Annotated in this window: 20 protein-coding genes and 1 tRNA gene; 5 read left to right on the top strand and 16 right to left on the bottom strand. The window is 68.2% G+C overall.

All coding sequences use genetic code 11. From position 1 onward, the window contains the following. Positions 1 to 156: 156 nt before the first annotated feature. From ACZ63F_RS40260 to ACZ63F_RS40225, 8 genes are all read right to left on the bottom strand, one after another. On the bottom strand, positions 157 to 1,980 hold the full coding sequence (locus ACZ63F_RS40260) for a trypsin-like serine protease (protein WP_469718768.1): 1,824 nt from the start codon (positions 1,978 to 1,980) through the stop codon (positions 157 to 159). A gap of 215 nt (positions 1,981 to 2,195) precedes the next feature. Continuing rightward, positions 2,196 to 4,238 carry a transcription termination factor Rho gene (gene rho, locus ACZ63F_RS40255; protein ID WP_469718766.1) on the bottom strand — a complete coding sequence of 681 codons (2,043 nt, stop codon included), beginning with the start codon at positions 4,236 to 4,238 and terminating at the stop codon, positions 2,196 to 2,198. 407 nt (positions 4,239 to 4,645) lie between these two features. After that, positions 4,646 to 5,575, bottom strand: coding sequence for a homoserine kinase (thrB, locus tag ACZ63F_RS40250; RefSeq protein WP_457700057.1), 930 nt, complete (start codon positions 5,573 to 5,575; stop codon positions 4,646 to 4,648). Positions 5,576 to 5,848: 273 nt separating this feature from the next. After that, entirely contained in the window at positions 5,849 to 6,907 is a 1,059-nt protein-coding gene (thrC, locus tag ACZ63F_RS40245) for a threonine synthase (protein WP_352362810.1), read from the bottom strand. 6 nt (positions 6,908 to 6,913) lie between these two features. Continuing rightward, on the bottom strand, positions 6,914 to 8,206 hold the full coding sequence (locus ACZ63F_RS40240) for a homoserine dehydrogenase (protein ID WP_469718763.1): 1,293 nt from the start codon (positions 8,204 to 8,206) through the stop codon (positions 6,914 to 6,916). Between the two features lie 157 nt (positions 8,207 to 8,363). Then, positions 8,364 to 9,755, bottom strand: coding sequence for a diaminopimelate decarboxylase (lysA, locus tag ACZ63F_RS40235; protein ID WP_469718762.1), 1,392 nt, complete (start codon positions 9,753 to 9,755; stop codon positions 8,364 to 8,366). A gap of 16 nt (positions 9,756 to 9,771) precedes the next feature. Then, positions 9,772 to 10,749: an ArgS-related anticodon-binding protein NrtL gene (gene nrtL / locus ACZ63F_RS40230; RefSeq protein ID WP_469718761.1), complete on the bottom strand. Its 978-nt coding sequence runs from the start codon at positions 10,747 to 10,749 to the stop codon at positions 9,772 to 9,774. Between the two features lie 251 nt (positions 10,750 to 11,000). After that, a complete protein-coding gene (locus ACZ63F_RS40225; RefSeq protein ID WP_469718759.1) occupies positions 11,001 to 11,444 on the bottom strand; it encodes a response regulator in 444 nt (147 codons plus the stop codon). Between the two features lie 174 nt (positions 11,445 to 11,618). Between ACZ63F_RS40225 and ACZ63F_RS40220 the strand changes: the two genes are divergently transcribed. Together ACZ63F_RS40220 and ACZ63F_RS40215 are read left to right on the top strand one after the other, a co-directional pair. Next, a tRNA-Arg gene (locus ACZ63F_RS40220) sits at positions 11,619 to 11,690 on the top strand. A 228-nt stretch (positions 11,691 to 11,918) separates the two neighbouring features. Continuing rightward, the gene (locus ACZ63F_RS40215; RefSeq protein WP_469718758.1) at positions 11,919 to 12,386 is read left to right on the top strand and encodes a hypothetical protein; all 468 of its coding nucleotides are present in this window, start codon (positions 11,919 to 11,921) and stop codon (positions 12,384 to 12,386) included. 67 nt (positions 12,387 to 12,453) lie between these two features. On the opposite strand, the gene ACZ63F_RS40210 is transcribed toward ACZ63F_RS40215, so the two are convergent. The 8 genes from ACZ63F_RS40210 to ACZ63F_RS40175 form a co-directional block, all read right to left on the bottom strand. Then, positions 12,454 to 13,833, bottom strand: a complete 1,380-nt coding sequence (locus ACZ63F_RS40210) for a tyrosine-type recombinase/integrase (protein WP_469718756.1) — start codon at positions 13,831 to 13,833, stop codon at positions 12,454 to 12,456. Next, entirely contained in the window at positions 13,830 to 14,042 is a 213-nt protein-coding gene (locus ACZ63F_RS40205; protein WP_401646952.1) for a helix-turn-helix transcriptional regulator, read from the bottom strand. The genes ACZ63F_RS40210 and ACZ63F_RS40205 overlap by 4 nt, the downstream gene beginning before the upstream one ends. Next, positions 14,032 to 15,405, bottom strand: coding sequence for a replication initiator (locus ACZ63F_RS40200; protein WP_469718755.1), 1,374 nt, complete (start codon positions 15,403 to 15,405; stop codon positions 14,032 to 14,034). Before ACZ63F_RS40200 ends, ACZ63F_RS40205 begins: the two co-directional genes overlap by 11 nt. After that, entirely contained in the window at positions 15,402 to 15,662 is a 261-nt protein-coding gene (locus tag ACZ63F_RS40195; protein WP_469718753.1) for a hypothetical protein, read from the bottom strand. Before ACZ63F_RS40195 ends, ACZ63F_RS40200 begins: the two co-directional genes overlap by 4 nt. A 104-nt stretch (positions 15,663 to 15,766) precedes the next feature. Beyond that, on the bottom strand, positions 15,767 to 15,946 hold the full coding sequence (locus ACZ63F_RS40190; protein ID WP_469718752.1) for a hypothetical protein: 180 nt from the start codon (positions 15,944 to 15,946) through the stop codon (positions 15,767 to 15,769). A 32-nt stretch (positions 15,947 to 15,978) separates the two neighbouring features. Next, positions 15,979 to 16,173, bottom strand: a complete 195-nt coding sequence (locus ACZ63F_RS40185) for a hypothetical protein (RefSeq protein ID WP_108014878.1) — start codon at positions 16,171 to 16,173, stop codon at positions 15,979 to 15,981. Between the two features lie 12 nt (positions 16,174 to 16,185). Further along, complete coding sequence (locus ACZ63F_RS40180; protein WP_469718751.1) at positions 16,186 to 17,508, bottom strand: FtsK/SpoIIIE domain-containing protein; 1,323 nt, start codon at positions 17,506 to 17,508, stop codon at positions 16,186 to 16,188. Then, the gene (locus tag ACZ63F_RS40175; RefSeq protein ID WP_469718749.1) at positions 17,508 to 17,855 is read right to left on the bottom strand and encodes an SCO3933 family regulatory protein; all 348 of its coding nucleotides are present in this window, start codon (positions 17,853 to 17,855) and stop codon (positions 17,508 to 17,510) included. Before ACZ63F_RS40175 ends, ACZ63F_RS40180 begins: the two co-directional genes overlap by 1 nt. A gap of 203 nt (positions 17,856 to 18,058) precedes the next feature. Between ACZ63F_RS40175 and ACZ63F_RS40170 the strand changes: the two genes are divergently transcribed. The 3 genes from ACZ63F_RS40170 to ACZ63F_RS40160 all read left to right on the top strand — a co-directional run bounded on the left by ACZ63F_RS40170 (position 18,059) and on the right by ACZ63F_RS40160 (position 21,470). Beyond that, on the top strand, positions 18,059 to 18,799 hold the full coding sequence (locus tag ACZ63F_RS40170) for a GntR family transcriptional regulator (RefSeq protein ID WP_469718747.1): 741 nt from the start codon (positions 18,059 to 18,061) through the stop codon (positions 18,797 to 18,799). A 508-nt stretch (positions 18,800 to 19,307) separates the two neighbouring features. Next, positions 19,308 to 20,639 (top strand): AAA family ATPase, encoded by a 1,332-nt coding sequence (locus ACZ63F_RS40165; RefSeq protein ID WP_469718745.1) that lies wholly within the window; start codon positions 19,308 to 19,310, stop codon positions 20,637 to 20,639. Beyond that, positions 20,640 to 21,470 (top strand): DUF4435 domain-containing protein, encoded by an 831-nt coding sequence (locus tag ACZ63F_RS40160; RefSeq protein ID WP_469718743.1) that lies wholly within the window; start codon positions 20,640 to 20,642, stop codon positions 21,468 to 21,470. Positions 21,471 to 21,825: the final 355 nt, after the last annotated feature.

Here is a 21,825-nt window from a genome sequence, read left to right as displayed (position 1 = left end):
AAGGGGGTAGTCGGCGGGAAGGGCACCTTGTTTGTTCGGTTGGGGGGAAGGAAAGAGGGGGGGGGGGGGGGGAGGGGGGGGGGGGGCCCGGGGGGGGGGGGGGGGGCCCCACCAGGTCACCGGGCAAGACGGGGCGAACCCCGCTCACCAGGTATTTCAGCCGAAGATGTCGTACTGCTGGAAACCGGTACCGAGCGACTTCCTTGTGCCGAAGATCTCACTGGTCGCCTTGCCGGTCCCCGGGTACAGGTACAGCGTGCCGCCGGTCGTCCGGGCCACGAGGTCGGCCTTGCCGTCGCCGGTCAGGTCGCCGACCGCGGCGAGGGTGTTGAAGCCGGTCCAGCCGGAGCGGACCTTCACCCGGGCCGAGAAGAGGCCGGTGCCGGACTTGCCGGTGCCCTTGTACAGGTACAGGTCGCCGCCGCTGCTCCTGCGGGCCAGCAGGTCGGCCTTGCCGTCGCCGTTGAAGTCGCCGACGCCGCGCAGCTGGTTGTACTGGCTCCAGCCGCCGCCGACCTTGACTCGGGCGGCGAAGGTGCCGTTGCCCTTGCCGGGGTACAGCCACAGCACGCCGGCGGAGTCCTCGGAGAGCACGTCGGGCAGGTAGTCGCCGGTGAGGTCACCCGGTATGACGATCGCCTTGCGGGTCTTCCAGCCGGAGAAGATCTTCGTCTCGACCCAGGAGCCGTCGGTCTGCGCGCTGTTCAGCGCGAAGTGCAGCCAGTACACGTCACCGGAGGAAGAGACCCGGTAGACGAGGTCCTGGAAGCCGTCGCGGTTGAGGTCGGCCTGGAGGACGGCGTTGACCCCGCCGAAGTCGCCCCAGGAGATACGGGAGGCGAGCGAAGTTCCCTTGGAGTCCAGCTCGTAGCCGACCTTGGTCGACGACTTGCGGGCGAACAGGTCGGCCTTGCCGTCCGTGTAGCTCAGGTTCGAGTCGGCGATCTGCGCGTAGACGGCACCGACGTAGGTGCTGACCTTCGTGAAGACGCTGTAGGAGCCCTGCACGACGCACTCGACGCCGTTGTCCGTGACGCCCCAGGAGACCACGCCGACGATCCGGCCGCCGACGACCAGCGGGCCGCCGGAGTCGCCGTTGCAGGTGGCGGTGGTGCCGGTGTCGGTGCCGGTGGCGGGCTTGCCGGCGCAGACCATGTGGCCCTTGACGAACAGGCCGCCGAAGTAGGCCGAGCAGGTGCTGTCGGACTGCATCGGCAGGGTGGCCGTCTTCAGCGTCTCGGAGATGTCGTCCGAGGTGGAGCTGGTGCGGCCCCAGCCGTAGACCTTGGCGCCGGTGCCGGCCTTGTAGGAGGTCGTGTCGGTGTTGGTCGTCAGCTTGATCGGGGTGGCCTTGACCGGGGCGGCCAGGGTCAGTACCGCGACGTCGTTGTTGATGGTCGACGGGCTGTACGACGGGTTGTTCCACTGGCGCAGGACCCCGCTGAGGGTGCCCCCGTGCAGGTTGTCGGTGCCGTCGCTGTTGGTGGTGGGCAGCGAGGCGGTGCCGGTGACGACGACACCGTAGGCCTTCCAGTTGTAGGCCTTGCCGTTCTCGTCCTTGACGCAGTGCGCCGCGGTGAGGATCTTCGTCGGCGAGACGACCGAGCCGCCGCAGAAGAAGTAGATGTCGTTGGTCGTGTCCTGGTACCAGAGCTGGGCCATCCAGGGCGCCGTGGAGATGGTGGTCGTGCCACCACCGATGATCTTCGGCGAGACGGCGGAGCCGCTGGAGCCCGTCTTGGACGTCGTCTTCGTCGTCCCCCCGTGGGCGGCGACGGCACCGGCGAGGCGCTTGCTCAGCGTGGCCTGCGACGGCACGCTGACCGCCGGCTTGGCCGTGGGCGTCGGCTGGGTGGCCGCGCTGGCGGAGGTCGAGATCAGTGCGGCGGTGACGGCGGCGGCGATTGCGGCCGCCGCGACGGGCAGCGCGATCCGTATCCGACGTCTGTGACGACCGCTCCCGGACGTGGGTGTACCCACCTAAGTCCCCCCTCGGGCTCATGAGTTCGCGAATCGGCCAACTGACCGAAGGCGCGATCGTACACCGGGGAGGAGAACGCAAAGGGCCGCAGCCTCGCGCTTGCGAGGAGCGGCCCCTTGAGCGCCCCGTCAGGGGCGCGTGACTGCATTTGATCTGCGGCTGCCGCCGCGTGGGCGCGACCAGCCACGGACCACCCGCGGCCGACGTACGACCGTCAGTCGCCGTTGCCCGGCGTCGGCGTCGTCTTCTGGATCTGCATCAGGAACTCGACGTTCGACTTCGTCTGCTTCATCTTGTCGAGGAGCAGCTCGATCGCCTGCTGCTGGTCCAGCGCGTGCAGCACGCGCCGCAGCTTCCAGACGACCGCCAGCTCCTCGTTGCCGAGCAGGATCTCCTCCTTGCGGGTGCCGGACGCGTCGACGTCCACCGCCGGGAAGATGCGCTTGTCGGCGAGCTTCCGGTCGAGCTTGAGCTCCATGTTGCCGGTGCCCTTGAACTCCTCGAAGATCACCTCGTCCATGCGGGACCCGGTGTCCACCAGGGCGGTGGCGAGGATGGTCAGCGAGCCGCCGTCCTCGATGTTGCGGGCCGCACCGAAGAAGCGCTTCGGCGGGTACAGGGCGGTCGAGTCGACACCACCGGACAGGATGCGGCCGGAGGCCGGCGCCGCGAGGTTGTACGCACGGCCCAGACGCGTGATCGAGTCGAGCAGCACGACGACGTCGTGGCCCAGCTCCACCAGACGCTTGGCGCGCTCGATGGCGAGCTCGGCGACCGTGGTGTGGTCCTCGGCCGGGCGGTCGAAGGTCGAGGAGATGACCTCGCCCTTGACCGACCGCTGCATGTCGGTGACCTCTTCCGGACGCTCGTCGACCAGGACGACCATCAGGTGGCACTCGGGGTTGTTGTGCGTGATCGCGTTGGCGATCGCCTGCATGATCATGGTCTTGCCGGTCTTCGGCGGGGCCACGATCAGACCGCGCTGGCCCTTGCCGATCGGCGACACGAGGTCGATGATCCGGGTGGTCAGCACGCCCGGGTCGGTCTCCAGGCGGAGCCGGTCCTGCGGGTAGAGCGGGGTCAGCTTGTTGAACTCCGGGCGGCCGCGGCCGTGTTCGGGCGCCATGCCGTTGACGGAGTCCAGGCGGACCAGCGCGTTGAACTTCTCACGGCGCTCGCCCTCCTTGGGCTGGCGGACCGCGCCGGTGATGTGGTCGCCCTTGCGCAGGCCGTTCTTGCGGACCTGGGCGAGGGAGACGTACACGTCGTTCGGGCCGGGCAGGTAGCCGGAGGTCCGGATGAACGCGTAGTTGTCGAGGATGTCGAGGATGCCCGCGACGGGGATCAGGACGTCGTCCTCGGCCAGCTGCGGCTCGGCGCCGCCGATCTCGTCACGGCCGCGGCGGCCACGGCGGTCGCGGTAGCGGCCGCGACGGCCACGGCGTCCGCCGTCGAAGTCGTCGTCGTCCTGCGGGCCGGCGTTCCGGTCCTGACGGCCGCCGCCCTGCTGCTGCGGCTGCTGCTGGCGGTCCTGCCGGTCCTGCTGACGGTCCTGGCGGCCGCCCTGGCCGCCGCCCTGCTGCTCGTCGCCCTTGTTGCGGCGGTCGCGGTCACGGCCGCGGTCACGGCGGTCGCGACGGCCACGGCCCTCGTCACCGGCGTCGGCGCGGGCGTCGCCCTGCTGCTGGGACTGTCCGGGCGTCTCGGCCTTCGCCTCGCTGCGCGCCTCGGCGGCGATGGTCTCGGCGCCGGTGCCGGTGGGGCTGCCTGCCTCGGCGGTGGCCCGGCGACGGCGGCGCTCGGCCGGGGCGTCGTCCCCGTCGCGCTCGGCCTCGCCCGCGCGGCCGGCCGGCTGGCCGGGGATCTCGATCTGCTGCTGGGCCACGGCCTTCTTCTCGGCGGGGGCCTCGGCGGCCTGCTCCGCCTTCTTCTCGGCGGCCTCGTCACCCGTGCGGGCCTTGGAGGTGGCCCGGCGCTTCGGCTTGGTCTCGGCGGCGGCCTCGGCCTTGGCGGGGGCTCCGCCCCCGGCCTGCGCCTCCTTGATGACCTCGATCAGCTGGCTCTTGCGCATCCGCGCGGTGCCCCTGATGCCGAGGCCGGATGCGACCTGCTGAAGCTCGGCCAGCACCATGCCCTCGAGGCCGGTACCGCGGCGCCGCCGGGAGCCGGCACCGGAGGCAGGCGCGGAGGCGTCCGTGGAGGGCGCGGCAGCGGTCTCCTCGACACGTGCGCCCATCAGATCGGTGGTGTCGCTCACGAAGGGTCCTTCCCTGGAGCGGACGTCGGCCTGTCTGGCTCGGCGACCGGTTGTGCTGTCCGGCTTTCGGTCCTTGCTTGTGTGGACCGTGCCGGGGCGGTGGTCCGCCAGTGCGGCGGAAGAAATATCTGGTGACGGCGCTTCCGACGAGCCGTGGCACCCGGTGTCACGTGGCGTGGTAGCACCTGTTCCGGAGCGTGCCCAGCGGCCCTCTCAGTGCCCGGGTACGGCGTACTGCCCAGGTACGTCATACAGAACGCTGAATGGCTTGGGAGACTCCCGGAAGAATGTCTGTCCCGGACGGGGACACGAAGCACCTCGCCATGGTGGGGTCGGGTGCAGACTTGAGGTTAACACTACCGGATCCAACAAACATTCCCCCTCTCCAAATCCGGCAATCGTGCGCGTCACATGTCACTGGAGGGCGCGAGCGGCAGCACGCTCGCTCCCTGAAGGTCCAGGTCGAGCCGGTTGGCGGCCCAGCCCGCACCCGCCAGGGCCTGCACCTTCTCGGCGCTGCCGGCGTCGGCGAGCGCCATCACGGTGGGTCCGGCGCCGGAGATGACGGCCGGGACGCCGTCGGCGCGCAGCCGCTCCACCAGGGCGGCGCTCTCCGGCATCGCGGGGGCGCGGTACTCCTGGTGCAGGCGGTCCTCGGTGGCGGGCAGCAGCAGTTCGGGGCGCCGGGTGAGGGCCTCGACGAGCAGGGCCGCGCGGCCCGCGTTGGCGGCGGCGTCGACGTGCGGCACGGTGCGCGGGAGCAGTCCGCGCGCGGTCTCGGTGAGGACCGGCTTCCCGGGCACGAAAACCACCGGAACGATGGAATCGCTGGGCTCCATCCTGATCGCCCGCGCGGCGCCGGACTCCATCCAGGAGAGCGTGAAGCCGCCGAGCAGGCAGGCCGCGACGTTGTCGGGGTGGCCCTCGATCTCGGTCGCGAGCTCAAGGAGGGCCGCGTCGTCGAGACGGGCTTCCCCGCCTATGGTCACGGCACGTGCGGCGACGATGCCCGCGCAGATGGCGGCGGAGGAGGAGCCGAGGCCACGGCCGTGCGGGATGCGGTTGGCGCACACGATCTCCAGGCCGCGGGGCTGTCCGCCCAGCAGGTCGAAGGCGGTGCGCAGGGAGCGTACGAGAAGGTGGCTCTCGTCACGCGGCAGCGTCTCGCTGCCCTCCCCCGCGATGTCGATGTGCAGCCCGGAGTCGGCCACCCGGACGACGACGTCGTCGTAGAGCCCCAGCGCGAGGCCCAGGGCGTCGAAGCCCGGGCCGATGTTGGCGCTGGTGGCGGGGACGCGCACCCGGACGGCGGCGGCGCGGAACGCTGGACCGGCCATCGCTCGATGACTCTCCTTGAGCTGCGTGATGGTCGAATGACATTCGATAGGTACGTGGGGGACCCTCGGGCCGTGGAGACGGCGCGGCACCGCGCCATATGCGGAGGCATATGCAGCGGGCGGGTTCAGTACAGCCTATCGAAGGAAGGTTCTGTGGCGACATAGGGCGCACAGGAGGCGCACGATGCGTGTCGTAAGCCCCCTGTGCCCCCTCCGTAGGGAGTTCCCTGTCCGGGACGCCCTCGGTGATTCCCCTGGGCGAGCAGTGGTTTCCTAGGCGAGACCCAGCCGCTCGGCCGCGGCGGCCGCGTCGACCGGCACGGTGACCGGCTGCGGGGCGCCGGCGACGGCCCAGTCGGGGTCCTTCAGGCCGTTGCCGGTGACCGTGCAGACGATCCGCTGGCCCGGGTCCACCTTGCCCTGCTCGGCGGCCTTCAGCAGACCGGCGACGGACGCGGCGGAGGCGGGCTCCACGAAGACGCCCTCCTGCGCGGCCAACAGCCGGTACGCGCGCAGGATCTCACGGTCCGTCACCTCGTCGATGAGGCCCCCGGACTCGTCCCGGGCCGCGAGCGCGAACTGCCAGGAGGCGGGGTTTCCGATGCGGATCGCGGTGGCGACGGTCGACGGGTCCTTCACGATCTCGCCGCGCACGATCGGGGCGCTGCCGGAGGCCTGGAAACCCCACATCCGGGGCGTCCTGGCGGCGATGCCGTCGGCGGCGTACTCCTTGTACCCCTTCCAGTACGCGGTGATGTTGCCCGCGTTGCCGACCGGCAGGACGTGGATGTCCGGCGCGTCGCCAAGCATGTCCACGATCTCGAAGGAGGCCGTCTTCTGCCCCTCGATGCGCACCGGATTGACCGAATTGACCAGCGCCACCGGGTAGTTCTCGCTCAGCTTGCGAGCGAGGGTGAGGCAGTCGTCAAAGTTGCCGTCGACCTGGAGGATCTTCGCGCCGTGCACGAGGGCCTGGCCCATCTTGCCGAGCGCGATCTTGCCCTGCGGGACGAGCACGGCGGAGACCATGCCCGCGCGCACGGCGTACGCGGCGGCGGAGGCGGAGGTGTTGCCCGTGGAGGCGCAGATGACCGCCTGCGCGCCCTCCTCCTTGGCCTTGCTGATGGCCATGGTCATGCCGCGGTCCTTGAAGGATCCGGTCGGGTTCGCGCCCTCCACCTTCAGGTGGACCTCGCAGCCCGTGCGCTCGGAGAGCACCTGCGCGGGCACGAGGGGCGTACCGCCCTCACGGAGCGTCACGACCGGCGTGGTGTCGGAGACGGGCAGCCGGTCCCGGTACTCCTCGATGATTCCGCGCCACTGGTGGGTCATTGCTGGTTACTCTCCTTCAACCCGCATGATGCTGGCGACACCCCGCACGGTGTCGAGCTTGCGCAGCGCCTCGACGGTCCCGGAGAGGGAGGCGTCGGAGGCCCGGTGGGTGACGACGACGAGGGAGGCCTCGCCGTCCTTGCCGGTCTGCCGAACCGTATCGATGGACACCCCGTGCTCGGCGAAGACGGTGGCGACCTGGGCGAGAACACCCGGTTTGTCGGCGACGTCGAGGCTGATGTGGTAGCGCGTGACGACGTCGCCCATGGGCGACACGGGCAGACCGGCGTACGCCGACTCGCCGGGCCCCGTTGCCCCGCTGAGCCGGTTGCGGCAGACGGCGACGAGGTCGCCGAGGACCGCGGAGGCGGTCGGGGCGCCGCCGGCGCCGGGACCGTAGAACATGAGCTGCCCGCTGGCGTCGGACTCCACGAAGACGGCGTTGTACGCGCCGCGCACGGAGGCGAGCGGGTGGGTCAGCGGAATCATGGCGGGGTGCACGCGGGCGGTCACCGAGCCGCCGTTCTCGGCGCGCTCGCAGATGGCGAGCAGCTTGATGGTGCAGCCCATGTTCTTGGCGGAGGCGAAGTCGGCGGCGGTGACCTCGGTCATGCCCTCGCGGTAGACGTCGTCGAGCCGGACGCGCGAGTGGAAGGCGATGCCGGCGAGGATGGCGGCCTTGGCCGCCGCGTCGAAGCCCTCGACGTCGGCGGTCGGGTCGGCCTCCGCGTACCCGAGCGCGGTCGCCTCGTCGAGCGCCTCCTGGTACCCGGCGCCCGTGGAGTCCATCTTGTCGAGGATGAAGTTGGTCGTCCCGTTGACGATGCCGAGCACCCGGTTGACCTTGTCGCCGGCCAGGGACTCGCGCAGCGGCCGGATCAGCGGGATGGCACCGGCGACGGCGGCCTCGTAGTAGAGGTCCCGGCCGTGCTGCTCGGCGGCCGCGTGCAGGGCGGCGCCGTCCTGGGCGAGCAGGGCCTTGTTGGCCGACACGACCGACGCGCCGTGCTCGAAGGCGGTGGCGATGAGGGTGCGGGCGGGTTCGATCCCGCCGATGACCTCCACGACGACGTCGATGTCGCCGCGTTTGACGAGCGCGGTGGCGTCGGTGGTGACCAGCTCCGGGTCGATGCCCTCGCGGACCTTCGAGGGGCGTCGTACGGCGACACCGGCCAGTTCGACCGGGGCGCCGATCCGCTGGGCGAGGTCGTCGGCGTGCGTCGTCATGATGCGTGCCACCTCTGAGCCGACGACCCCACAGCCCAGCAGCGCCACCTTCAGCGGACGCGTACGCATCATCCGACCTCGTTTCCTCATACCGTCTACGGTTGGACCAGTCTCACTCACCGGACGGGAGTTTCTACCCTTCGTCCGGATCGTGAGACATCTATTTCACTGTGCGGCGAGGGCAGACAGGAGATCTTCCTCCCGCCCGATCCCCGTCCTCATCCGTCTGTCATCCGACGTCGAGCCGGAGCAGGTCCTCCTCCGTCTCGCGCCGGACGATCACCCGGGCCGCACCGTCCCGCACCGCGACGACGGGCGGCCGGAGCACGTGGTTGTAGTTGCTGGCCATGGAACGGCAGTAGGCGCCGGTGGCCGGTACGGCGATGAGGTCACCGGGTGCCAGGTCGCCCGGCAGGAAGGCGTCCTTCACCACGATGTCCCCGCTCTCGCAGTGCTTGCCGACGACGCGGGCGAGCATCGGCTCGGCGTCGCTGGTCCGGGACACCAGGGCGACGCTGTACTCGGCGTCGTAGAGCGCGGTGCGGATGTTGTCGGACATGCCGCCGTCGACGGAGACGTAGGTGCGCAGGTTGTCGAGCGGCTTGATGGTGCCGACCTCGTAGAGCGTGAAGGCGGTGGGGCCGACGATGGCCCGCCCCGGCTCCACGGAGATCCGGGGGGTCCGCAGCCGGGCGGCCTCGCACTCCCGCGTCACGATCTCGGTGAGCGCCTTGGCGATCTCGTGCGGCTCGCGCGGGTCGTCGTCACTCGTGTACGCGATCCCGAGCCCGCCCCCGAGGTCGATCTCGGGCAGCTCGACCCCGTGCTCGTCGCGGATGTCCTTGAGCAGCCCGACCACGCGGTGCGCGGCGACCTCGAAGCCCGACATGTCGAAGATCTGCGACCCGATGTGCGAGTGGATCCCGATGACCTCGAGCCCGTCGAGCTGCAGCGCCCGCCGCACGGCCTCCGCGGCCTGCCCGCCGGCCAGCGGAATCCCGAACTTCTGGTCTTCGTGGGCCGTTGCGATGAACTCGTGCGTATGCGCTTCCACGCCCACGGTGATACGAATCTGCACGCGCTGCCGCGTGCCGAGCTCGCGCGCGATGTGGGCGACCCGCACGATCTCCTGGAAGGAGTCGAGGACGATCCGCCCGACACCGGCCTCGACGGCCCGCCGGATCTCCCCCTCCGACTTGTTGTTGCCGTGGAAGGCGATCCGGTCGGCCGGCATGCCCGCGGACAGCGCGGTGGCCAGCTCCCCGCCGGAGCACACGTCCAGGTTGAGCCCTTCCTCGTGCAGCCAGCGCACGACGGCCCGCGACAGGAACGCCTTCCCGGCGTAGAACACGTCGGCGTCCGGTCCGAAGGCGGTGCGCCAGGCGCGCGCCCGGGCCCGGAAGTCGTCCTCGTCGAGGACGTAGGCGGGGGTGCCGAACTCCTCGGCGAGGGTCTTCACGTCGGTACCGCCGACGGTCACGACACCGTCGGCGTTCCGGGTGACGGTCTGGGCCCACACCTTGGGGTCGAGGGCGTTGAGATCGGTGGGCGGGGCGGCGTAGTGCCCCTCGGGGAGGACGTCGGCGTGCCGGGGCCCGGCGGGGTGCGCGGAACGGCTCATTGCTCTTCGGGCTCTCTCAGAGGTGATCGGGTGCGTCGATGCCGAGCAGGGACAGGCCGCCGGCCAGCACCGTCCCGGCGGCTTCGGCGAGGGCGAACCGGGCGCGGTGGGCGGCCGAGGGTTTCTCGTCGCCGCGGGGCAGCACGGTCGGCAGGAACGGCAGCGCGGCGTCGGCGACGGTGACGAGGTGCCGGGCGAGCCGGTCGGGGGCGCGATGGATGGCCGCGCCGGTGAGGATGCGGGGGTAGTCGGCGAGGGCGGTGACGAGACCGCCCGGGGCGTCGGGAACGTCGCCGGGCACGGCACCGAACCCGAGCCGCCCCGCGCCCCGCCCGACGGCCCGCACCCGGGCGTGCGCGTACCTGACCCGGAACAGCGGGTTGCTCTCCCGCTGCACCAGATGATCGGCGGTGATCCGGGGCCGGTCGTGAGCGGCGGGATGCAGCAGGGCCCACTGGGCGGCGTCGGGCCCGAGCGGCGCCGGGTCCTCGGGCGCCGGAACGGGCCGCAGACTGACGGGCTCCCCGTGCTCGACCTCGCCACGCCCGCCCTGCGTCGCGACGATCCGTACGACCGCGTCGGCGACGACCTCGGCCCGCACGTCGTACGGCACCCGGAGCGCGACCACCTGCCCGGCGAGGGCGTCGCCGTGGCCGTAACCGGCCCCGAGGCGGCGGATCTCCGCGACCAGGGTGGCGGCCGGCGACGAGGCGGAACTGAGCGAGATGTTGAGGAACCCGGGCCCGGTCACGACGACGTCCTCGACGCCGGCGCACTCCACGAGCAGCGGCACCAGGATCTCGGCGACCCGCGCAGGAGGCTGTCCGGCGGGCCCGGCGAGCTGCAACGCGACGTTGGTGGCGTAATCCCCGCACCCACCCGGCCCCGGCGGCGTCACCACGACCCGCTCCGGCACGGCCACACGAAGCTCCCCGGCGTCCACGGCACGGCGCACCGCGCGCAGGACGGTACGGGAGAGCTCGACGGGGGTCACGGGACAAGCGTAGGGGAGGAGGGGGGTGGGTATGCGAGCCGGTTTGGAGAGGCTTCCGGCATGTGGACGGTGGGGCGGGGGCGGTGGGGGCCGGCCGAGGGTGGCGGGGGCGGTGGGGGCCAGCCCCGGGGGGGCGGCCGGAGGCAGCCCAGGGGGGCGGCGTGGGCCGACCGGGGCGTGGGCCAGCCCGGGGCGCGGCCACGGGCGGCGTGGGCCGCCCGAGGGCAGGCGCAGGCGTGGGCCAACGGAAATCAGGGATACGCGGGGTTGCCCCCGGCCCGCTCCCCCAAGAACCCGACCTCGTCCCCCTCGTCCCCCTCGTCCCCTTCGCCCCCACCCCGCCGCCGCTCGATGAGTTCCCGCACCACCTGCACAAGTTCCGCGGGTTCGAAGGGCTTGGCGAGAAACGCGTCGACACCGACGTCGAGACCGGTCTCGACCTCCTGCTGCGTGCAGGCACTGACGATGGCGAGCGGAAGATCGTGGGTCCGCGGATCCGCACGCAGCCGGGCGGCGGTCCGCAGCCCGTCGAGCCGGGGCATCACGACGTCGAGGGTGATCACGTCGGGACGCACCCGATGAACCACATCCAGACACTCGGCACCGTCGGCCGCGGTCACGACCTCGATACCCTCCAGTTCGAGATTGACCCTGATCAGCTGCCGGATGACCTTGTTGTCGTCCACAACAAGCACCCGGCCCGACGCCCCTGGCACAACTCGAGAGTAGGTCCGGACCGGCCACCGCGTCCGGGTTTTCCCGACTTCCACCCCCTGCAGGCGAGCACCCCCGCGAAACCCGTTCCTGATCACCCCGACCGAGCTGGTAGTGTTCTACCCGTCGCCGCGAGCAACAGCTCAACGCCAGACGCCCCCGTAGCTCAGGGGATAGAGCAACGGCCTCCGGAGCCGTGTGCGCAGGTTCGAATCCTGCCGGGGGCACCTTGGATTAGGTGCCTAAAGACCCCGCCGCCAGCGCGTTTGCTGGATGCGGGGTCTTGCTGTTTGTGCAGGCGGACGCGGCTCGATGCAGCCCCATGACAGTGATCACGTAATGACGGCGTAATGATCTTGAAGGGTCTCCTTGCAGGCCAAGCGCCCTTTCGAAGGACCCGTGCAAGGCTAATTATGAATCTAGGCACGCAAACGATCTTGTGATCTCATGCTGGCGTGGATGGTGTCATCTCGGCCTTAATCGCCATTGCAGGCACACTGTTGGGCTCAGCTCTCACCTACGCGTTTCAGCGCAACGCATCCGCCCGGGACCAACTGTTTGCGTCTCAGCAACAGCTCCGCTCGGACCGGATGACCGTCTACAGCGATTTCGCCGGAGCGCTGACAGAGTTCCGGCGCGGGCAACAAGATCGCTGGCACCGCAGGAACGAGGATCCTGACGGCTCCGCTTTCACCGAAGCCCGCACGGAGGCTTACCGACTCCGCGGGATTGCCCTCCACGCCTTGTTCCGGGTGCAGCTCATAGCAAGCGCGCGGGCACTGATCGATATAGCGCAGGACGCCTACGCCCTGACATCCGCCCTGCACAAGGCAGCCGACAAGACGGAGCTGAGTGCCCTCGGCTCGCAGGCGCGGGAGGTTCTGGAGCAGTTCGTCAAGCTTGCCTCATCGGACGTGCAGTAACGCCGAGGGCCCCGGATCTCTCCGGGGCCCTCGGCAGCCTGACCAGGCCAATTAATGGTCCAGGCGTCTACATGTCCTCCTCCCCCAGCCCCTTCAGGATCCGGTCGTTCATCTCCTGCTCCTGGCCGTCGATGCACTTGGCGTAGATCTTCAGAAGGACGTCCACCGAGTGACCGGCGCGAGCCGCCACCTCCGGCGCGGGAACGCCCGAGTTGAGCCACTGGGAGACGCCCGCGTGCCGCAGGTCGTACGGGCGAGCCGCCAGGACCGAGGCGACCTGTTCGGGCGGGAACGCCAGGGCGCGGGCGTGTTTCCATGCGCGCGAGTACGACGAGGCGGCGATCACGTTGCCCCGCTCGCTGGAGAACAGCCGGCCGTCCTCTGCCGTGCCGAACTCCTTGACGTGGTCCTGGAGCATCCGCACGAGCGGGGGCGGTACCGGCACGATGCGTACCTCGCCGTCCGCCCGCTGCTTCAGGCCGCGCCGATCGTGTGCCTCGCCGGAGTCGGTCCACGCCTTACCGGCGGTGGGCCTGGTCTCTGCCAGATCGATCCGGCCCCAGCCCTTCTCCGGCAGCGTGCAGTCCGAGAGCCGCAGGCCGAGCGCCTCACCGGGACGCATGGCCGCGTAGTACAGGCAGCCGAAGAACGCCCGTAACCGCCGGCCACTCGCCCGGTCGTAGCCGCCGACATACGTAACCGCCGCCAGCAGCTCCCGCGCCTGCCGCGGGTTGACCACCACCCGACGGTCAACCTCCTGCACCGCTCGCTTCCCCCGCTTACGCCGCACTCGGCTCAGCGGGTTCGAGGGCAGCGCCTCCAGCTCAACCCCGTATTCGAGGACGTTGAAGACCACCGCACGCCGTCGACGGTACGTCTGCGTCGCCGCAGGCTTGCCGTCGAGCTTCCGCGTGAGCGCATCGATCAGGTCGTGCACGCGAGTGATCTCCTGGAGCTCGGCGACCGGCAGTGACGCCTTCTCGATCCATTTCGCTGCTGCCGCAATCTCCTCGGGCCGTTCGCGTTCCCTCCGAGGCGGAGGCAGGATGTACGAGCGCAGTGCCCGCCGCAGATCGGCCGGTGCAGGACGCCCACGGACCGACTTGACCAGCGCGGGCATGACCGTTGCCAGGGCGTCGGTCATGCTGTCCCGCTGCTTCGCCGACGCCTCCGGCCACCGGGCATCGATGTACTTCAGCGCCAGTTCCAGCAGGGACAGAGCAGCCTTACCCCCACGCAGGGAATCGGGCAGACCGGTCACCGTGTCGAAGGGCTCACCCTTGTCCGCCGCCCGAAGCAGCTTCGCCCGGAAGCGATCGGCGAGCGCCTTGGTCTTGTGCGACTCGTGGAACGGCTCGCCGTTCACGGACCATCGGACGAGGTACGTCGGTTTCTTCGCGGAACGGTTGATGCTGAGCTTCCAGATGACGACCTTGTATGACTTCACGATGCAGCCCCCTCCGCCCGCTCCTCCAACCAGTCGTTGAGCACGTCCCGCCGAACCCGGAGCTCCCCGTTCGGCAGCCGGATGCAGGCGGGGGCGATGCGCAGTTCCCGCCAGCGGTAGAAGGTGCGTCGGGAGATCCCGCCCAGTTCGTCGAGCACCTGCCGAACGGTGAGCAGTTCGGCCGTCTTCGCACGGCTGTCACGCACCACGACGACCACCGCCCTCCCGCACCGAGGCGGCCACGAGCTCCCCCGCCGGCGAGTAGCCGCGCCCCGCATAACGCCACTGGCCAACCGTGACGGTCGCGACATCGGCCAGCCCGAGGGACGCCCGCTGCTGCTCCGCACGGTGATCGGCACGGGCCTGCCGAAGAGCGGTCAACGTGGTCGAGTAGCGACGTGACTTGCTGGAGAAGTGGCCGCCATACCCGAGCATGTGAGCCCAGCGCCGAAGCCCGAGCGGCTCGAACTCCGCCAGGCCGCCCAGCCACCAACACGTGGCGATCATGCGCAGCACGTGCGCCCGGACGGGCAGCATGACCATGTCCCGCGCGTCGTAGATCCGGCCATCCACCGCTCCGGCGGACTCCGCTCCCTTTGTCGCGTACTTGGCGATGTAGCCCGCGACGGCCCCGGCGGAGGCTGGCCGCTCCCCCGCATCCCGTCGGTACGAGGTGACGGGTCGTACGTCGACCTGCCTGCCGAAGCGCAGCTCCCGCGGACCGACGACGCCCGCGCCCGGTGCCGCAAGCCGCACCCGGCCAGCCACCACCGGAACGGCCTCCGCCAGCAGTGCCGGAGTCGCCCAGTCCGGCGGAGGTGAGTCGGGCCCATCCGGTCCGTCGAGGCGGATCACCCCATGGAAGTGGACCAGACCCCGCCGCTGATACTCGGCGACCTTCGCGTACGAGAGTCGGGCGACGTCCCCGAACTCCGTGCGCGACAGACCGGCCCGCCGAGCAACCTCCCGCCGCAGCTCCAGCCCGAACCGATGCCAGAGCCGACCGGCGAACGCATGCCAGAGAACGGCGCCCGCGTAGTCGTAGCAGCGCGGACAGAGCGGTTCGCCGAGGCGAGGATCGTCGGCCGCGTGACGCGCACGACATCCGACCGGCCGCCCGTGCGGACAACACTCCCCCGGCCGACGGGGACGACAGGCCCGTACGAGCCCATCGCGTTCCCGCCGCGTGTGAACCGGGCCGAAGCCGGGAGCGGTGAGCGTGACGAAAACGCGCGGGTATCCGCTCACCGCCGCCGCGACATTCTTGCCGCCGACGAGTCCGGCACGCACAAGTTGGTACGTGTCCGCCCGATACAGCGCCGAGCAGGCCGGACAGACCGTCGCCCGTCGATTGCCGCACGCCGTGAGCAGGCGACCGCCGTAGACGTCCGACCCGTAAGAGTGCAGAGCCGCACCCGTGGCCATGTCGAAGACGGTCGCTGTGCCGACCAGGTGAATCGGGTTGGTACATCCGCCGAGGCGGACGATGTTTCGGCGCCAGGCGGCGAACTCGGGTTCCGAGGCCCTGGCGACCAGAGCGGCAGCGCTGCCCGGTACGAGCGTCGTGGTCATCGTCGACCACCGCCCCCACCGAACGCGTGCCGCATCACGGCCGAGATTGCCTCCGGCCGAGTCTTGGCGCTGAACCTGAACGTCGGATCCGTGAGCCAGACCGCCGCAGCGTGCGCCGGGCACAGGTGCTGCTCGATGTCGTCGAGCCCGACGAGGACGACACGTTCGGATCCCTCGCAGGTCGAGACCTCGGAATTGTCTCCCTTCAGGTCGCAGTCGGGCAGCGGAGATTTGCGCGAATGATGCGCAGTGGACAAAGTGTGAGTGCTCCTTTCACTGCTCACGTGGCGGATGGAGTGGGTTCCTGACGGGGTCGGGTTTGGCGACTTCGCGCCCCGTCGGGAGCCCGTTATACGGGCGATCACTGCCGTTCCTTAGGCGGGATCGCAATGACGCTGTACGCGATCGGACCGAAGTCACGGCGTGCGTCGTAGTAGCCCTCGCCGATGTCCTCGACGGGCACTCCGAGGGAGGCGGCGACATGCTCCGCACCCTCCCGGCGAGCCACGGCGTCGGATGCGTCGATGATGTACTCGGACACAGGAAGTCCCTTTCTCTTCCCAACAGGTGCTTTCAGAAGCGGAGTTGGCCGAGGAAGCCGTTCACGCCGTCGAGAAACGCCTGAGCGAACGGCGCGGCCACGGTCTTGGAGAGCAGGAAGCCGAAGGCTCCGCAGAGCAGCGCGTCGGCCCACCGCAGGTACCGGATGCGCAGCAGGAACCAGATCAGCAGGCCCAGCAGGAGAACGGCGGACATGGACACCAGCACGGCAGGCCCCTTTCACGGCGCTTCGACGTGCAGCTCGGACAGGACGGGAGTCAGGTGCGCGTACTCAGCGGCGACGGCTTCCGCCTCCGCCTCCGTGATCAGGTGCGAACGGGCGCGTTCCCAGCCGTCGCCGGAAGCGAGGACGGCAGTACCGGCCTGTTCAGGCGTGATGGCCTGCGCCGCCTTCAGGGCATCGGGGTTGAGGTCGCCGAGCGCCATTTCGGCTGTTCCGGGGTCGGCCACGCGGTGACAGACCCGGCCGCCGAGCTGTGCCCGCAGAGCGGTGACCCCGGGTCCCAGGTCGGAGCCGACGCGTTGGCCGGCGACGACGAGGAACACCCCGAGTGCCGCGCCGAGCTGGGCGAGCCGGATGAGCGCCGTACCGGCCGCCTGTGCTTCGTCCTTCTCACTGCGGCTCGCGACGAGGAACAGTTCCGCGAGCTCGTCGACGATCACGACAATGGGGACGGGACGCTCCTTGTCCGGCAGACCCCAGACGTTTCGCACCCGTGCCGCCCGGCACACGCTCATGCGGTCGAGGGTCAGATCAACCAGCGCGGCCAACAGCCTGACCGCTTGCTCACGGTTGGTCGCGAGGGCGGACAACCGCGGCCCGTAGAGGGACAGCTCCATGCCGCCCTTGCAGTCGATCCCGACCAAGGCGACATCCTGCGGGGCGAGGCCCGCCACGAGCGCGTTGATCAGTGTCGACTTGCCGGAACGGGTGGCCCCCACGATCAGCCAGTGCGGCACGCGCCGCAGGTCGACCACCCACGCGGCCCCGGTCTCCAGCACACCCACGGCCACCCGGAGCAGATGGCCGGGGCCCCGCTGCTTCGGCACCCGCGGAACAGCCAGCGGATCGGAGGCCGACGCGACGATCCGCACGACCCCCGGCTTCCAGGAGGTCACCCGCACCGCGTGCACCTGCCAGTCCTCCGCCATGGCTGGTGCCGCCTTGACGAAGTCCTCGGGCACCTGCCCCGGTAACAGCCGGACCAGCAACACGAAGCCGCCAGCGGTCGGGCGTATGAGACCGCGACGCGGCACGCGCGGCTGTGGCGGAGGCGCCCCGTTGCCGACGAGCCCGGAGACGACCGTAAGCGCCGGTCGTCGGCTCACAGCGAGCCCGCACCCGGCCATCAGAGGCCGCCAGGTCCGCATGACCCGGAAGGCGGCGACCGGGAAGCCGAGTAACAGCCACCAGGCCACGGGATGACGGCGGCGCAGGGCCGGGCCCGTCAGAAGCAGACCCGACACCAGCACTGCGGCCACCAACAGCACCCAACTCGGCCCGGTCGCACCGGCCGATGTGGTGGTGGAGGCCAGTTTCATCACTGCCCGGCCCCCTTGCCCGCCGGAGCCGGAGTGCTCAGGGGCCGGATCTCCGCCGCACGGAACGCGATCCCGTGACGCCCCTCGTTCTCCCACGGCGTGGCGACCAGGTCCCGCACGGCCACCGGCATGCCGAGCTGCACACCGACCGGCTCACCGGCCACGCTCACGTTCACGACGTCGGCCGACGCCCCGGCCATCAGGCACAGGCCGACCTGGTACATGGTCTTGCCGGTCTCGCGGTCGACCCGCAACTGACCGGTCTCTCGGTTGGCGACCCGCGGAGCCGGGGGCACGGCGCAGATGATCCCCGTGAACTTCGCGGTATCGATCGGAAGGCTTGCCACTGTTCGTCTCTCCTCATCTCTGGCACCCGCAGGCCAATCCTGCGGGCTGCTAGACCACCCGTAGTACGGGTGACCCAGACCAGATTGCCGACCCGTAGTACGGGTTGTCAACCGACCTAGCGATACGAGAAACTGCCCACGATCGTGGGCACGCCGTCCACAGCAACGAACAGCCGCAGAAGCCACGGCCACGGAGGGCCCGCATGCCGCCGAAGAACACGCAGCCGAAGTACCGGCAAATCGCCGACTACCTGCGCGATGGCATCCTGAACGGCACCTTCGCGGCCGGCCAACCGCTTCCGTCCGAGGAAGCGTTGGCGAAACAGTTCGGCGTGACGCGCCCCACAGTCCGTCAGGGTCTGGCCGAGCTACGGGCATCCGGTCTCGTCGAGGCCATCATGGGCCGCGGCACCTTCGCCCGCTCCCCCCACAGCCGCCCCGGCCTCACCCGCCCACGCGGCGTACGCCGAGCCTCGGACGGCCGCTACATCGAAGCCGACGGCATCCGCTGGACCGACGCCGAGCCGCCGGTAGCCACCCGGACCGACGCCCCGTTGGCCCTGGCGGACCTACTCCGCATCGCACCAGGCGAGCCGATGTTCACGTACGACGCCCTACAGACGGCCGACAACGGCCACCTCCGCCAACTCCACCGGACATACGTACCGTTCTCAGTCCTCATCGACACCAAGTACGAGGAAGAAGCCCCGCCGCCGGCCCCAGAGCTCTACGTCGCCCTAGCCGACCTGGGCCACGAACTTCACTTCACGGAGTACGTCCGCACCCGCATGCCTCTGCCAGACCAGGCCCAGGCCCTCCGGCTCACGGACGGGGTGCCGCTTCTGCACGTCCTCCGCGTGACACTGACGGCGGCGGACAAGCCCTTGGCTCTGGAGGAGTTCCACCTACCAGGCGACGAGTTGGAGCTGTCTTTCAGGCTCTAGCCAGCCCTCTGATGGCTCAGACTTTCTTCACGTGATCAAGGCGGCTCGCTCCGCTCCCCGCGCGCGGCCCGGCCCCCGGCCGGGCCTGCGCTCCTGCCTCCGTCCCGCTCCAGCCCGGCCGGCGCCCGTGCCGCGCTCACAGCATGCAGCCACCTGATGCCAGAGAAAGGGTACGTCGTGGCTGGGGCGGTCGGCTCCACGGCTTTACGGAGCCACTTTGGCGCGAGCCTCGAAGATCATGGCCCCAACGTCGTGCTTTACCGGGCAGGTCAACAGACTGCCCGACGCGCCGGAAGCTTACGGGGCCATGATCACTCGCGCCAAAGCAGCGCCACCCCAAAGCCGCTCCGCCGACCTATGCAGGCCCACTGAAGCGCCCGAATGGTGCTAGAGACAACGCTTCGCGGTCGCCAGCAGCCACCGTGGACGCTGCCGTCCTGATGAAGCGCCAGGGCAAATTTATAGCGAAGACAGCTTGGGCAGCTTCCTGAACGGCTACCCTCAACACATGGACCTGCTCGAGCTTCGCATTGAAAATCTCTTCGATGAGTTCACACATGATATCCAGTTCAACACCATCGACGGATTGACACTCCTTCACGGTGCGAATGGAGTGGGCAAGACAACCGTACTAAAGATAATCGATTGCCTCTCCAATAGGAAATTTTCTCTGCTTCGCTCAATCCACTTCTCCGGATTGCGGGCGAAGTTCTCGAATGGCCAAATCTTGGTCGCGATTCGAGCGAAAAAAGGGCCCGACGACAAGGTATCACTCGAATTTCAGCTCACTGGACCCGATGGTCGCTTGGTTCAGCCAGGATGGACACTCGGAAACACTGCTGCCGACCTCGGAATTCCGAGGGACATGGTTGAAGATATCATCCCTGAGCTTAACCGAACAGGGCCCAGCGAATGGTTCGATGCGGCGGCAGGCGATACACTTGACTTGCTGGGTGTGGCTGATCGATACGGTGAACGATTGGGCCAGTATGCAGGGGTACCTACGCGCACCAAAATCCCCGAATGGCTGCGGGCCCTGACGGCAGAATTCCCAGTATTCTTCATTCGTACAGAGCGTTTGACGAGTGGAGCAAACGACCGGCCTGGAAGATTTCGCCAGGGCCGGGAAGCGCCAATGACCCCCACAGTGCGCACTTTCGCTCGAGATCTTTCATCACGAATTCAGCAGAGCTTGGCCGAGTACAGCAATTACTCACAGAAGCTCGACAGCACGTTCCCTGCAAGGTTGCTAGACCCTGCAATTCACATTGAAACCCCCGGAGAGGATTCCATTCGAAAGCGGTACAACGAAGAGGCGGACCGACGGATTCGGTACGTACAATCAGGCTTGCTGGACCGAGATGCAGAGCTACAACTTCCTCAACGAGAGTTGGATGAAGGAGAGCTCCGTGTACTGAACCTTTATTTGGCGGATGTTCGCGACAAGCTCTCTCAGCTCGATGTAATTTCGGAAAAAATCGAGCTATTTCTCCAAGTGATTAACGCGAAGTTCCGACGAAAGCGCCTCTTTGTAGACCGTGAGCAGGGTTTTCGTATCGTCTCTTCTCAAGGTCACCAGCTTAGCCTTGAGTCATTGAGCTCTGGTGAGCAGCAAGAACTTGTCCTCACCTACGGCCTCCTATTCAGAGAGCAGGTCGGTACTCTAGTGCTCATCGACGAACCAGAACTGTCTCTGCATGTGTCATGGCAGAATGATTTCATTCCAGATCTACTCAAAATCGCGGAACTAGCTAAGCTCAAGTTTCTGGTCGCCACTCATAGTCCTTCGATCATCAATGATCGCTGGGATCTGACGGTCGAGCTTAGCGACGGTGAATAGATGGCCTTGCAACAGCATCAGAGCAACCCGGTTCGTATCGCTAATGAAGTTGGCATGCTCCGATCTGGGATGGCCGGTCCGATCGTTCTGGTTGAGGGCGCTACGGATACCCGCCTGTTTCGAAGACTCTTCATTCCCTCGCCACAGGCTCGAGTCATCCACTGCAAGGGAAAGTCTAATCTGCTTGCAGCCATAGAAATGGTAACGAGCCGGGGGATCACCGGAGTCCTTGGAATTTGTGATGCCGATTTTGACCGACTATTGGGGTACGCAGAGATAGTGAACGTGTTCCCAGTAGACCACCATGACACTGAGGTGATGATTTGCACGTCACCAGCTTTCGGTCATTTCTATGCGGAGTTGTACGAACGCGAGGCTGACGAGAGAGAGATGGAGCGCACTAGGAAACGGCTCCTTGGATACGCCGCTCTTATAGGGAAGTTGCGCCTATGGAGCATTCAAAACGGGGGGAAGATAGGTTTTAAATCTCTTAACGCAGGAGAATTCATCGAGAGGGACGGAAAGTTCAATCTCGAATCGTGCATTGAAGCGCTCATCGCCGAGAAAGATCTTGATTCCAACACCGTCCTGGCAATCGCGCAGACGAACACCGAGTCACCAGATACGGAAATTTCATGCGGGCACGATTTGGCCTCACTCCTCGACTTTGATGCGGCCATTCGAAGGCGTGCAACAGCGCATGGAAGAGATGTTATCGAGAAAATGCTTCGGCTTAGCTTCGACTCACGATCGTTCTCTACCACGCAAATGTATGTCGCACTCCGCTCCTGGGAAAAGGAGCAGCGATTTAAGCTAATCCCAGATAGCTAACGATCGCTGTCGTCCAGTCTTCGTGGCCCGGAAGCATGCGGACCTTATCTGCGATGGGTGGGCTCTGTGAACAAGAGCAGTGGGTGCACACGTCGAAACGACGACCGACCGCCGGTAGTTCGGGACGGAGTGCTCGTGCCAGAAGCGTGCCAGGTTGTAGGGGGAACCACGGGGAACACCGGGGAACACTTCGACCACCTACCGGGCCCCCGACGCTGCTCCGCAGCAGGTCAGCCCCAGAACGAGCCCTGGATGCCCTTAGACGCCGTTTCTTTTGGCGGGGCGTGACGTTAAGCCGACGTGGAGAGGCTTGTAGAGCACCTGGTTCCGGACGGTTTGTGGGAGTTGTTCCGAC

The organism is Streptomyces sp. NPDC104761 (genome assembly GCF_055583445.1).
Note: the sequence above shows the minus strand (reverse complement) of the source record. Positions and strands in the feature narration are given on the sequence as shown.